A 12,851-nucleotide genomic window follows, 5' to 3' on the forward strand; every position below is an offset into this window, starting at 1 on the left:
TGCGGGGCTGAGACACATCGCATTTAATCAGCTAAAAGCAGAAACAAGCTTTAATAAAGGCATGCCCGCAAAACAGAAAAAAGCTATGCGCAGTACAGATTACCTTGAAAAGGTATTGAAATCATAGGCTTTTTTCATGCTCTTGCCCTGATTCAACATCGGAATATGATATTTAATTACAATCTCTACTTTGTAAGATTTTAACCTTAGGTTGCTTAAGCTATAACTTCAATTTTGTATCAATCCCTTCGTTAGTTTTAGCTATTAAAAAGCGACAACAGAGTTGTTAACGAACAACCTCGATGTTACCCTATTCGAAACGGACTTGAATTTATTGATAAACGGAACTTAACCTATGGCTATTCAATTAGCAAATTACGAAATTAATATACGCTCATTTCATCCCGAAAAAGACTTTGGCTGGTCTGGTTTATGGTTTGAAGGTGATAATCGAGGGTTTTCGCTTAAACCTAGTGGTGTTGCACCTATAACCTCAAGAATTTGGCATAAATTAACGTTATCCACTAAAAAAACGATTATCACTACTCGGACTAAATCAGACCCATCAAAAGCGCCTTGGGGAGATACAAAAAAACATATGATGATTATTTAGCGCCAAAAGACAGTGCCCACCTTAAATACAAAAAACTTCTCAATGGTAATCAACAATATAAAATTACAGGGCAATATGGTGGCGTGAACCATGCCATGCCAGGGTCTTCTGAGATGCAAGAAAAATTAGGTTTATCTTACGTACCCACTTTAAATGTTAGATATAAAATTATTATAGATATAGATACTATTAACGCCCACATGGATATTGTAACTTATATCACGGGCGATGCGTTTCCAAACTGTGAAGCATTTATTGTCGGTCCTGGCGGGCAAGCTATTTCACTAGGTATACATGTTCGAAAAGGTGCGCCACCTGTTAGCCTCTCTCTGAATGCAGACTTCCCCATGATCGCAAGTGCACTGCGTTTACCGCTTAACAACAATGGCAGCTTTAAAGGTACCGTTGGTGATGAGTTATTTCGCCAAGCAAATAAATACCCTAAATTAAGTTATCATAAAATAGTCGATTGGAATTACCGCTTTACTTCTATTCCTGCAAATAGCGGCCATTGCATGTTGCTCGAAAAAGCAAGTTTAGAAAATTGCTTCAATGGCTTATTTAAATAAAGGCGACTCAATGAAATCTTCCTTTAATGTCCATTTTTTAAAAGTGTTGTTTATTAGTTTAACAATAGCGCTACTTTCTGCTTGTACTGAGATAAGAAAAAGTGAACCTGCAATTTACCTCATACCTGAAGGGTATGTTGGTTCTTTGTACATTATATTCAACGCGCCAAACGGGCAGCCGCCGAAGTACGAAGGCAACTCTCGGGTATATGATATACCGCCATCAGGTGTACTCGTGACGCAAATGGATGTGAACGAGGGCAGAATTGAAAGTAATAAATTGCGTTTTTATTATGTCGATAAGATAGGCGATAGAACACCTATAACTGAACGTATAACATCAACTATTCATGACACTCCTGAAAATAGAAAAGATAAGAAAATCATCATTTTTGGTGGTGGGTTAGGCGAAGTAGAGCCAATAAATAATTGTCAAATCAATGATCAGAGTTTTGTTATAGGTAGAAAATCAGATCTCCTCGATAGCAAGAATATGTTTGATATATTTGATGCTATCAAGCTTAAAAATAGCGATGGAAAATTTTTTGATAACATGTGCCCGGATAGAAAAAGAGCCTCTCCTGCGGTTTATCTTATACCTGAAAACTATAAAGGCACTTTTTACATTGTTTATAACGCACCAAAAGGCACGCCAGTTAAATATGAGAACGGCGTTCCCGTTTTTGCAATACCGCCATCAGGTATGCTAGTAACGCAGGCAAAAAGCAGTGCGGTTTGGGAAGAGAACCCGCCCAATTGGCATTTCTATTATGTAAATAACGAAGGTGACAGAACCCCTATTAAAGGTCGTTGGTCATCCGATAATGTAACAGAAGGATTAGTGACATTTCATACCTCAGTAGGTGCATTTGAACCAACTAAGGGGTGTAATGCTCGTTTCCAAGAGTTTGCTATCGGTACCTCTGAAGAGATAACTAAAAACACACTTTATTTTGATATATATGGTGAAAAAGGAATAAAAAATATGGATAAATCTATTTTTAAAGGCGCTTGCTTCTTATATTAAATTACATTAAATAAACGCTTCAGTTTGAAGTTTATCCAATGCATATTGAAAGTAGTGGCTTAAGTAAAGGCGACTCAATGAAATCTTCCTTTAATGTCCATTTTTTAAAAGTGTTGTTTATTAGTTTAACAATAGCGCTACTTTCTGCTTGTACTGAGATAAAAAAAAGTGAACCTGCAATTTACCTCATACCTGACGGGTATGTTGGTTCTTTGTACATTATATTCAACGCGCCAAACGGGCAGCCGCCGAAGTACGAAGGCAACTCTCGGGTATATGATATACCGCCATCTGGTGTGCTCGTGACGCAAATGGATGTGAACGAGGGCTGGATTGAAACTAGCAAAATACAGTACTTTTACGTAAGTAATACAAATGAAAGAACACCTATAAGTGAAGACTCTGCACTAAAAGAGCAAGATGCGACAAACAACGATATAGGAAAAACAAGAACGGTGTATGTGGGTGGCTTAGGTCAATCGGGTCCAATATATGGCTGCACTGTAATTAATCAAAACTTTACGGTTGGCACAAATGCTGAGCAGACCGACAGCAGGAACTTGCTCAATATATACGATGCTGTAAAGCTCAACAATATAGATGAAAAACTTTTTGATGGTATGTGTTCAAATTGAAAAAGAGCCTCTCCTGCTGTTTATCTTATACCTGAAAACTATAAAGGCACTTTTTACATTGTTTATAACGCACCTAAAGGAACACCCGCTAAATATGAGAACGGCGTTCCCGTTTTTGCAATACCGCCATCAGGTATGCTAGTAACGCAGGCAAAAAGCAGTGCGGTTTGGGAAGAGAACCCGCCCAATTGGCATTTCTATTATGTAAATAACAAAGGTGACAGAACGCCTATTAAAGGCCGTTGGCATGATGACATAGAAAATACTTCTGAATATAGGAGCAGTAAGCAGTTAACTACGTTTCATGCAAACGTGGGTGAAGTTGTGCTTGCAAAAAAATGCAGTGCCCACGCACAGCTATTTGCAGTAGGACAAGTCAGCGATATTTTTGACAGCCAATTCCAGTTTGATTTAAGAAAGCATCTTGCCGCAGTACTCTATGAAAAAGTATGCATAAAATAATAACTGATGAAATTCACTAAATTATAATGCTCTATCAAATACTGTACCTATTCCCAAGAGGTTCGCAGCGAGCAAAATGCGCTACAACAGATGGGCATTACCTCAGTGCCAACTTTTATCATTAACGAGCAATACGCCCTCACTGGCGGCCAACCAAGTGACGCATTTGTGCAAGCCTTTAAACAAATCGCCGAGCAAGAAGCACAGCAGTAAAATAAAAAGCCATGTAACAACTATTGGGGGTCACTTCAACTAAGTTACGTGGCTTTTTACCTTATGTGCCAATCTTAGGGTGCTGTTGAATCAGTGAGTTCTAAATCAAATACTGCACTGACTGATGCCGAAAAAACAATATTTTCCTTCAAGTACTTACCAGGGCTTGTAAATTGCTGAGTCCGATTACCGCTCACTACAATTCGATCAATAGCTTGATTTTCGCCATACCGATTAAAACTATTATTGGCAGCCGAGTTGATACTATAAATACTCCCAAGCTTAGTACCAAATGCCTTGGCTAATGAGCTGGCTTTCTCTTTTGCATCATTCACAGCCATCGCATTGACTTGTGCTTTTAAAGCCTTCGCTGCTGATGATTTTAGCTCTATACTTTTAATTGCATCAATTTTTACGCTCAGTGCAAAATCCAGGAGTGCATTCAAACGCTTAATATCCGTTAATGTTACTTTAATACTGCGGTTAGCTGTATAGCCTTCCAATTGCTGTTTATCGCTCTCGGTATACGAATAGCTCGGCTGCGTGTTAATGCTTGAAGCAGAAACATTTTTCTCATCAATATTAAACTTAGAGAGGCCAGCTAAAAAACTATTGATCCGATTATCAACATCCTTTTTCGCATCTAAACTAGAGACTTGTAAACTTTCCACCTCGAGGTTAATCACAGCAATATCAGGCTTTGCTTTTAACTGCGCCTCCCCGGTGACTACAATATGTCGGTTATCTGGCAAAGCCGTATTTGCATTGACAAATGAGGCAAAAGCTAAGAACGCAAAAAGACTAACGTAATTCATAATATCCCTTTCAAAAAAACCAGTAAATACGTAAGAGCATGGCAACCTTACATCGTTTCTTTATCAATTACTTTAATATTGTAAAACTCACTATCGCTTGGCTCTTCGAAATATTGAGTAACGTGATTAAACACAGCTTCAGTGTCAAATGCAGCTCTATTTGGTTGTTCAATGCATCGCCGGGCAATTTGCTGAAGGCATAACTCATTCGATACTTTTAAGTAAGTAAACTCAATATTAGCTTGTATTTCAGTAGCTAAACTTTTTAACCATGCTCGCTGTTTTTTTGTATTAGCAGGGAAGTCCATAACCACAGTCGCGCCAGCTTGCAGAATATTTTGAACATGAACTTTGAGTAAAGACCTCAATAAACCAGAGTAGTTAATATAATCTTCAAACGACTTGATTTGGTCAGGGTAAAGTGTAGCCAACCAGTCATCTTCACTGATAAGCACGGCATTACGTTCAAGAGCTATTTTTTTAGCTTCGGTTGATTTACCTGCCCCCATTTTGCCACAGAATAACAGTAAAGATCCCGCTACCACCATGAACCGTTCTCCTTGTTGTATTTTGGTTTCTATGCAAATAACTTAACACAAGCTGTAAAGATATAGCACTGTATTAAGTATCACATGAGTCTTAAAAATTAAGCTAATTTTAAGATGGGTGTCTGCGAAAATATTGTGTTATTGCACAACCCAATTTAAAGACACCCACTTTAAACTAATGACTGTTTTTTCTTGAACCTAGCTAATTATAAGCATGGCTCTTCCCTGTTACATTCCTTTACAGACTTGCGTGCCTATTTTTATTGTGATTTTACAAGTCGTGGTATTCTTCACAAAAAGTAGCGTCTATATTTTCGCTGCACTAATTATAAAAATGGAGAACGTATGAGTAATTCTTTTAAAGTGCCGCATACTTTAATTTTACTGCTGGGTATGATGGTCACTGCGTTAGTTGCTACGTGGCTAGTACCGCAGGGATTTTTTGATACTACATTATCTGATTCTGGCCGAGAAATGGTGATCGCAGGCACCTATCAAACTGTTGCGGAACGTCATTATTTGACCCCATGGGATTTATTAACCGCTATTCCGCGTGCTTTTGCCGCTGCGCAAGATGTGATCTTTTTTGTATTGATTGTTGGCGGCGTACTTGCCATTGCCCGTGCTACCGGCACGGTTGATGCGTTGATTGGTCGTTTACTTGAACGCCATGGTAAACAACCACAACGACTTATTTTTATGGTGGTATTTTGCTTTGCCTTAGCGTCGAGCAGCATTGGTACTGCGGGAGAATACATTCCGTTTGTGCTGATTTTAGTCGCTTTATGTAAAGCCATGCGCCTTGATGCAATGACTGCGGTCGGTATGATTGTGGCAGGTTACGGGATTGGTTATGGGGTATCGGCGTTTAACCCGTTTACGGTGTTAATTGCTCAGCAAATTGCTGAAATTCCAGTTTATTCTGGCTTATGGTTACGTTTGGCGATATTCGTGCCGTTTGTATTAATTGGCTTTCACCATGTGTGGCAATACACTAAAAAAGTCGCAAACGATCCAAGTAAATCCATGATGCTTGATGTACCTTGCCCTTTAAGCGATAAAGCAACACCGCAGTATCCTGTACTTGCGCTGCGCCATAAACTAATTTTAGGCAGTTTTATCATCACTCTTGCTGTCGCTGTGTGGGGTATTGCCACTAAAGGTTGGTACTTATACGAGCTAGGCGGTGTATTTATTGCCTGGGGTGCGATTGTTGCTGTACTGGGGCGCTTATCAGCAGATGAAACTGCCAACCGTTTTATTGAAGGGGTCTCAGATCTCGTGACTACCGCTATTTTAATTGGTGTGGCCCGTGGTATTGCCTTGATACTGGAAGATGGGCAAATTTTGCATAGTTTAGTGCATGGTATGTCGCTACCGCTTTCGTATGTGAGCGCCGAGCTCTCAGCCATTGGAATGTTAGTCATTCAAACAATACTCAATACCTTTATTCCATCAGGCTCTGGCCAAGCGTATGTGACTATGCCGCTGATGGCCCCGCTGGGCGATTTAGTCGGCGTGCCACGCCAAGTGGCTGTACTTGCATATCAATTTGGCGATGGCTTTTCAAATATGATCATCCCAACTAATGCAGTCTTAATGGGGATTTTAGGGATGGCGGGCGTACCTTACGGCCATTGGTTCCGCTTTTGCTTGCCATTGTTACTTAAGTTAATGTTAGCCGCATCAATTGTATTAGTGCTTGCAGTAATGTTTGGTTACGGCTTAGATGTACAACCAAGTGCCGTTGGCAGCTAAAGTTACTGGATGCTTAAACGTAAAAACCACCTTTGTAGGTGGTTTTTACGTTTAAATCAAAGTCACTCGTTTTTCTAGCTAACTTTACTCTCGCTAACTTTATTTACTCTTACGTTCTATACAGCACTTTGATAACATGCCAGCCAAATTTGGTTTTAACTAAATGTGGCTCTAAGATCTCAGCACTAAAAGCGACTTTATCAAACTGTGGAACCATTTGGCCGCGTTTAAACTCACCTAAATCACCGCCTTTTTTACCTGACGGGCAGGTTGAATGCTTTTTAGCAAGCACTTGAAACTTAGCGCCTTTTTTTAATTGCTTGATGATATCTTCAGCAAGTTCTTTATGCTTAACCAAAATATGTAATGCGTGTGCAGTGCTGACCATTATTTGTCTCTACTAAATTTAACTGCGGCGATTTTAACACAACATTTAATGCCTTATAAGTAATGCTGATCATAGTCACTGTTTGGTATACGACAGTAATCGTACTTGCCAAATAAGCGATATCGATTAAACGCAATGCGATCGTACGCCCAGTTACGCAGGCATTTGGGAATTATTCGCAATATTTTAGCTATCTGCCAAGGCCAACCAAGCTGCGTTACAATATTAATAAATGCATCACTTTGCGTAATACATTGATTATTTTCAACATAAATCATAGTTTTATAATTATCAGTTGCATAGTTAAAGTAGCTTAGGATCGCTTGGCCTTTTAAAGACTGCACACTGCATAGTTTAAAATGCAGCTGCTTGTCGTGTTTAATAATAAAATTGCACCACGCGCTGCATAGCTTACACTGCCCGTCGAATAAAATGATTTTATTGTGTTGCATCAATTGTTGCGCATTCAATGTTGGCATAAAATTATTTACTTGACACTGCAAGACCAACGCCAAATCCCACGAATACTCCACCACTGACCTTATTAAGGATCGTCCCCCCTTTTTGCGAGGATAGCTTTGATTTTGCATAAGTAGCACAGAATGCATAAATAGAATGAATTACAATGACTAAACAGCTAAAAGTAACTGCAAGCAAAATAAACTGCGGAACATACGCTTCGTTTAAGTTTATAAATTGCGGAAATATTGACATAAAAAAGATCACGGCTTTTGGGTTTGATATTGACACTAAAAAACCTTCTATAAAGCACCTAAACAAAGAGCTTTGTTGTTCTTCAACTTGAACATCCGTTTTGACCTTACTTCGAAACATTTTGACTCCGAGGTAAATCAGATAAACAGCACCTGCAATTTTGATCAAATTAAAAGCAAAAGCTGAAGTTGCCAATACAATGCCTAAGCTGGTTGCAGAAATAATCGCCACTAATAGAATAGCTAGAGCAACACCAAGTACTCCAGCTAACGTCTTGATTAATCCTCTTTGCATTGCATTATTTAAAGTCAGCATTACGGCAGGCCCAGGTAACAAAACAGTTGCTGCAGCGACACCAATATAAATTAGGTAATTTTCCACATTTCCTCCGAGCATAATAGACGCTGTATCAATTAACAACGGTGAGGTAAGAACCATATCCGAGTTACTATTTGGCTGCAATCGCTTAATAGCCTTTTTATAGATTATGACTTTTAAAATGTATTTATTTGTTACTTTTGAACACAAATCAATCAACTACGCTATACCGTCTGTTCGCTATAAATCACTACAGCCCATAAAACACAATAAAACACTTAAGAAACAAAGATAAAATGGGCATTTAAAGGTTGATTTAGGTATATTGCTTTTAGTCATCTTTATGGATATGATAATGGCTATCATTTACAATTACCTTTCGGATCCTCTATTATGAAAGCAGTATTTAAATCAGCTACCACCTTAGGTGTGAGCCTTCTTCTAGTATCAGCATTTGTTGCGCAACCTGCATTTGCTAATGGCCCTATTGGCGAACATGTAAATCACTTACAAGCAAATATCAAAGATTACTCAGAAGAAGTTGAATGGATGATCGGCAAAGTCGATACCATGGTAAGCAACTATGAAAGCAAAGGCGCAAAAGCAATAAAAAGCGATGACTTAATCGAATATTGGGAATCAGTGAAGTTTCACAGCGCAATTGAAACAAATTTTGTGCCGGTATATGCGTCAATCTGGCAAGGTATTTATGGCGTAAAAATGGCCATTGATAATAACAAGCCGGCGACTGAAGCTCGTAAAGAACAACAAGCTATGAATGCTGCCTTGTGGCAAGGTCTTGGCGCAGTTAAACTAGCGGCGCAATTTCAACAAAAAGGTTTGCTTGCAAACGTTAAAGCAACTGCAACCACAAGCATGACGCAAAGTGCTACAATCGATGAAATTAAACATAAACTTGACCGTGTCATTGCCAAATATGCAGAGCGTTTAAGTGATGAAGCAACCAGCATTGTGCACGATACTTACCTTCACCTATTTGAAGGTGTTGAAGGCACACTTATCGAACAAGATGCCAAACTTGTTGAAATATTAGAAAAAGATTTTAACGTGACACTGCCAAAAGCAATTTCAGATAACAAAAGTGTTGATGAAGTACGCGAAGTGGTGAGTAGCATGCACACTAAATTAGACCGCGCTAAGGTATTACTCGAAAAAGCCGAAAAAGCACGTAAGGATGTATTTTAAGTGAAGCGTAGGACCTTTATACAAGGCCTAGCTGCGTTTGGGGCAATCGGTGCATTACCATTGCCTCTTTCTCGCGCACTAGCTGCCAACATAGCAAACCCAGTTTCTGTTGATGACTTACCTAAACTTGAAGGTGAGCTGACCTTATACCTAGGTCGTGGTGAAGGTGGTTTGTATGAAAATGTGCTACAAGCAATTCAAGACAGAAACCCCAACTTTAAACTAGGCATTCGTCGTGGTCCTACAGCAGCTTTAGCCAATACCATTGTTGCTGAAGCAAAAGCAGGGGTGCGTAGAGCCGATTTGTTTTGGGCTGTTGATTCTGGCGCTATTGGCTTGGTTTCAGATGCCGGCCTTGCACAACCTATTCCGAGTGATTTATCAGCGCAGTTGCAACCACAGTTTCGCTATAAAGATTGGGCCCCTGTCACCGGTCGTGTGCGCACCATACCCTATAACACTTCGCGTTTGACCAAAGAGCAAATTCCAACCAGTATTATGGACATTGCTGATAGTGACTTAAGCATTGGCTGGGCACCTGCGTATGCATCGTTTCAATCATTTGTAACGGCAATGCGTATTCTCGAAGGTGACGATAAAACAGCGAAATGGCTGAAAAAGATTAAGAAGCGTGCTAAAACCTATGCCGGTGAGTTGGGTGTAGTAATGGCCGTTGAACGTGGTGAAGTGGATATTGGTTTTGCTAATCACTATTACACCTTACGTTTAAAATCAGGCAAACCAGATGCCAAACTTGATTTAGCATTTACCCAACAAGATGCTGGTTGTTTAGTCAATGCATCAGGTATTTTGGCATTGAACGACGACCCTCTTGCCACTCACTTTATGCGCTATTTATTAAGCATCGAAGTGCAAGGTTACTTGGCTCGTGAAGCCTATGAAATTCCGCTGGTAAATGGTGTCCCTCTACCTGAAGGGTTACCATCTTTAGCCAATATTTCACCACCCAAAGTGGACTTAACACAGTTAGCTGATCTTCGGCCAACCATAGCTTTGATGCGAAATAGCGGCGTACTGTAATGCGACTACCAGCTTCTTACCCAATGGCGCTGCTTGCAGCGCTTATTGTTTTATCTCCTATCTTTATTTTAATAACGCTGGCCACTGATGCCAGCTCTTTGTTTGATAATCATAATTTAAGTATTCTCGGCAATACTTTGTCCTTGATGGTATTAACGGTCATTGGTTCTATTTTAATCGGAGTACCGTTAGCATTTATCAGCGCTTATGTGCGCTTACCGTTTAAAAAAGTATGGTTGGTGTTTTTTGCCGCGCCTCTAGCCATTCCCAGTTACATTGGTGCATTTACGCTTTATGCGGCTTTTGGCTCCGGCGGAGAGATACATAATCTACTTGGTATTGAACTGCCATCGATGGATGGACTCAGCGGCGCAGCTATTGTCATGACTCTTTACACATTTCCATTTGTAATGATGACTACCCGCTCATCTTTACTTAGTCTTGATGCAAGCATGGTTAATGCGGCTCGCACCTTAGGTATGTCGATGACCGAAAGTGTATTTAAAGTCATTTTACCCCGTGTAGTAAATGGCATTGCCGCAGGTTCGTTATTGGTCGCACTGTATACTTTGTCTGACTTTGGCACACCTGCAATGATGCGCCTTGATACCTTTACCCGGGTTATTTATGTCGAGTACAATGCTTTTGAGTTAAGTCGTGCAGCAATGTTATCGTTACAGTTGTTGGTGATTGTGGGCTTTTTACTGTTGATTGAGTCACAAATTAAAACGGCTAGCGAACGCCATGGCCGGCCATTAATTTTGTTTCCTAGTAAGTTGCAACTAGCGGCTATGTTTGCCACTTTTGCGCCTATTCTATTATTAGCCATTGGCTTACCTCTGGCGATATTTTCGCTGTGGTTAGCACGTGATGGCTTTAGCTCATTTGATTTTAGCATCGCGTGGAATTCAGCGTATGCCTCAGCCATTGCTGCAGTGGTTGCGGTGATTGTAGCTATCCCTGTTGCCCATGCTGCACTTAGCGGTAAAGCGGGTCGTATCATGGAGCGTGTTACTTACTTTGGTTTTGGTATTCCAGGTATTGTAATGGGCACCGCGCTAGTTTATGGTGGTTTGCAATTGCCGTTTTTATATCAAACATTAGGGCTGTTGATCATTGCCTATATGCTGCGTTTTTTACCCTTAGCGGTAGGCTCTGTGCGCACTAGCACTGAGCACCTTGATCCAAGTTTAGTTAAATCTGCGCGGGTCTTAGGCGCCAGTCCGCGCGAAGCATTTACCCGCATAACTTTACCACTAACAATGCGTGGGATCATAGCCGGTGCCGCTTTAGTATTTTTAGAATCCATGCGTGAATTAGAAGCAACCTTATTACTTGGCCCAACTGGCTTTGAAACACTATCGACTTATTTATGGCGTGTTTATGAGGCGGGCTATTTTGGTCGTGCTGCTATTCCTGGGTTATTGTTAGTACTGATTTCTGCGTGCGGTTTAGCTATTATGATGTCTGGCGAAAAACGTAACCAACTCGAACATTGAGGATTTAAATACAAATGCTATCTGTAAGCCAGTTGTCTATAGATTATGGCAGTAACCGTGTAGTAAGCGACCTAAATTTGTTGCTTGGTGAAAGTGAAATTCTCATGCTAGTAGGCCCTACGGGCTGTGGTAAAAGCACAATTTTACAAGCGCTCGCCGGACTAATTCCTATTAGCGAAGGTGAAATTAACTTAGGTAAATGGCAGGCTACCCCAAAATTGACTGTGCCGCCTGAAAAACGCAGCGTAGGTATGGTATTTCAAGACTTTGCGTTATTCCCTCATTTAACCGTTGAGCAAAACATTGGCTTTCGTTTAAAAGATACCGCCGTTGCTGATCATTGGATAGCCCTTCTGGGTCTTGATGATTTTCGTCATAAAAAGCCAGCCACCCTTTCAGGCGGTCAAAAACAACGAGTTGCACTAGCACGTACCCTTGCCCACCAACCTGACTTTGTGTTACTTGATGAGCCGCTTTCAAACCTTGATGCGGCACTAAAAGATATGCTGCGCTGGGATATCCGAAATGCCCTGAAAAAAGCTGGCGTGCCTGCAATTTGGGTGACTCATGATCAAGAAGAAGCTTTATCAATAGGCGATCGTGTGGGTGTGCTCAAGGCCGGAAAAATCCAGCAACTTGATACTCCTGAGCGTTGTTTTAGTGTGCCCAACAATCGCTTTGTTGCACGTTTTTTAGGTGAAGCAAGTTTCATTAGCGGTTTTTTTGAGAATAATCAAGCAACTACAGCCATCGGCAATGTGCCCGCTCTAGCCGTAGATTGCCAACAAGGTGAGGTGGATGTCCTACTTCGCCCCGACGATGTAATGCTAGTACAAGGTGAGATCGGCAACAACGGTGTGGTCGTATGGGTACGCTTTGAAGGAGGGAGTCGTTTATGTGCAGTAGAGCTTGCCTGTAAAACAGTGGTTACTAGCCGCGTAAGCCACGAAGTCGTGGTATACCCTGGCGATAGCGTGCACGTATCGTTAAGTACTTCGCATCCACTCGCGGTGTATAAACGAGCAATCTAAACTCACTTTAACGC

At 40.7% G+C, this 12,851-nt stretch carries 14 protein-coding genes and 2 pseudogenes; 11 read left to right on the forward strand and 5 right to left on the reverse strand.

Features of this window, described 5'->3' with window-relative positions; all coding sequences use genetic code 11:
- Positions 1 to 355: 355 nt before the first annotated feature.
- From PSR9079_RS23975 to PSR9079_RS11925, 6 genes and pseudogenes are all read left to right on the forward strand, one after another.
- Positions 356 to 613, forward strand: coding sequence for a hypothetical protein (locus tag PSR9079_RS23975; protein WP_246175546.1), 258 nt, complete (start codon positions 356 to 358; stop codon positions 611 to 613).
- On the forward strand, positions 577 to 1,182 hold the full coding sequence (locus PSR9079_RS11905) for a hypothetical protein (protein WP_246175547.1): 606 nt from the start codon (positions 577 to 579) through the stop codon (positions 1,180 to 1,182). Before PSR9079_RS23975 ends, PSR9079_RS11905 begins: the two co-directional genes overlap by 37 nt.
- A 10-nt stretch (positions 1,183 to 1,192) precedes the next feature.
- Complete coding sequence (locus PSR9079_RS11910; RefSeq protein ID WP_149981792.1) at positions 1,193 to 2,209, forward strand: DUF6843 domain-containing protein; 1,017 nt, start codon at positions 1,193 to 1,195, stop codon at positions 2,207 to 2,209.
- A 77-nt stretch (positions 2,210 to 2,286) separates the two neighbouring features.
- Entirely contained in the window at positions 2,287 to 2,844 is a 558-nt protein-coding gene (locus PSR9079_RS11915) for a DUF6843 domain-containing protein (protein ID WP_149981793.1), read from the forward strand.
- A gap of 21 nt (positions 2,845 to 2,865) precedes the next feature.
- Positions 2,866 to 3,306: pseudogene (locus PSR9079_RS11920) on the forward strand (DUF6843 domain-containing protein); the annotation flags it as partial.
- 48 nt (positions 3,307 to 3,354) lie between these two features.
- A pseudogene (locus tag PSR9079_RS11925) lies at positions 3,355 to 3,519 on the forward strand (DsbA family oxidoreductase); the annotation flags it as partial.
- A gap of 74 nt (positions 3,520 to 3,593) precedes the next feature.
- On the opposite strand, the gene PSR9079_RS11930 reads toward PSR9079_RS11925, so the two are convergent.
- Both PSR9079_RS11930 and PSR9079_RS11935 read right to left on the reverse strand, forming a co-directional pair.
- Complete coding sequence (locus PSR9079_RS11930; protein ID WP_149981795.1) at positions 3,594 to 4,334, reverse strand: SIMPL domain-containing protein; 741 nt, start codon at positions 4,332 to 4,334, stop codon at positions 3,594 to 3,596.
- Between the two features lie 47 nt (positions 4,335 to 4,381).
- Positions 4,382 to 4,882: a P-loop nucleotide/nucleoside kinase family protein gene (locus PSR9079_RS11935; RefSeq protein ID WP_149981796.1), complete on the reverse strand. Its 501-nt coding sequence runs from the start codon at positions 4,880 to 4,882 to the stop codon at positions 4,382 to 4,384.
- 345 nt (positions 4,883 to 5,227) lie between these two features.
- Between PSR9079_RS11935 and PSR9079_RS11940 the strand changes: the two genes are divergently transcribed.
- Complete coding sequence (locus PSR9079_RS11940; RefSeq protein ID WP_149981797.1) at positions 5,228 to 6,640, forward strand: YfcC family protein; 1,413 nt, start codon at positions 5,228 to 5,230, stop codon at positions 6,638 to 6,640.
- Between the two features lie 109 nt (positions 6,641 to 6,749).
- Here the strand turns inward: PSR9079_RS11940 and ppiC are convergent, their stop codons facing one another.
- The 3 genes from ppiC to PSR9079_RS11955 are packed head-to-tail and all read right to left on the reverse strand — an operon-like array spanning position 6,750 to position 8,279.
- Positions 6,750 to 7,028, reverse strand: a complete 279-nt coding sequence (ppiC, locus tag PSR9079_RS11945) for a peptidylprolyl isomerase PpiC (protein WP_149981798.1) — start codon at positions 7,026 to 7,028, stop codon at positions 6,750 to 6,752.
- Between the two features lie 53 nt (positions 7,029 to 7,081).
- Complete coding sequence (locus PSR9079_RS11950) at positions 7,082 to 7,507, reverse strand: thiol-disulfide oxidoreductase DCC family protein (protein ID WP_149981799.1); 426 nt, start codon at positions 7,505 to 7,507, stop codon at positions 7,082 to 7,084.
- A 4-nt stretch (positions 7,508 to 7,511) separates the two neighbouring features.
- Complete coding sequence (locus PSR9079_RS11955) at positions 7,512 to 8,279, reverse strand: LysE family translocator (protein ID WP_246175548.1); 768 nt, start codon at positions 8,277 to 8,279, stop codon at positions 7,512 to 7,514.
- Between the two features lie 174 nt (positions 8,280 to 8,453).
- On the opposite strand from PSR9079_RS11955, the gene PSR9079_RS11960 reads away from it, so the two are divergent.
- From PSR9079_RS11960 to PSR9079_RS11975, 4 genes are read left to right on the forward strand one after another with little or no spacing between them, the layout of a single operon-like run.
- On the forward strand, positions 8,454 to 9,266 hold the full coding sequence (locus tag PSR9079_RS11960) for a hypothetical protein (protein ID WP_149981800.1): 813 nt from the start codon (positions 8,454 to 8,456) through the stop codon (positions 9,264 to 9,266).
- Complete coding sequence (locus PSR9079_RS11965; protein WP_145234493.1) at positions 9,267 to 10,307, forward strand: extracellular solute-binding protein; 1,041 nt, start codon at positions 9,267 to 9,269, stop codon at positions 10,305 to 10,307.
- Positions 10,307 to 11,806, forward strand: a complete 1,500-nt coding sequence (locus tag PSR9079_RS11970; RefSeq protein ID WP_149981801.1) for an ABC transporter permease — start codon at positions 10,307 to 10,309, stop codon at positions 11,804 to 11,806. The genes PSR9079_RS11965 and PSR9079_RS11970 overlap by 1 nt, the downstream gene beginning before the upstream one ends.
- A 14-nt stretch (positions 11,807 to 11,820) precedes the next feature.
- Complete coding sequence (locus PSR9079_RS11975) at positions 11,821 to 12,837, forward strand: ABC transporter ATP-binding protein (protein ID WP_149981802.1); 1,017 nt, start codon at positions 11,821 to 11,823, stop codon at positions 12,835 to 12,837.
- Positions 12,838 to 12,851 lie beyond the last annotated feature (14 nt).

Origin of the sequence: Pseudoalteromonas rhizosphaerae, from assembly GCF_902498845.1 — a bacterium.
Taxonomy (GTDB): domain Bacteria; phylum Pseudomonadota; class Gammaproteobacteria; order Enterobacterales; family Alteromonadaceae; genus Pseudoalteromonas; species Pseudoalteromonas rhizosphaerae.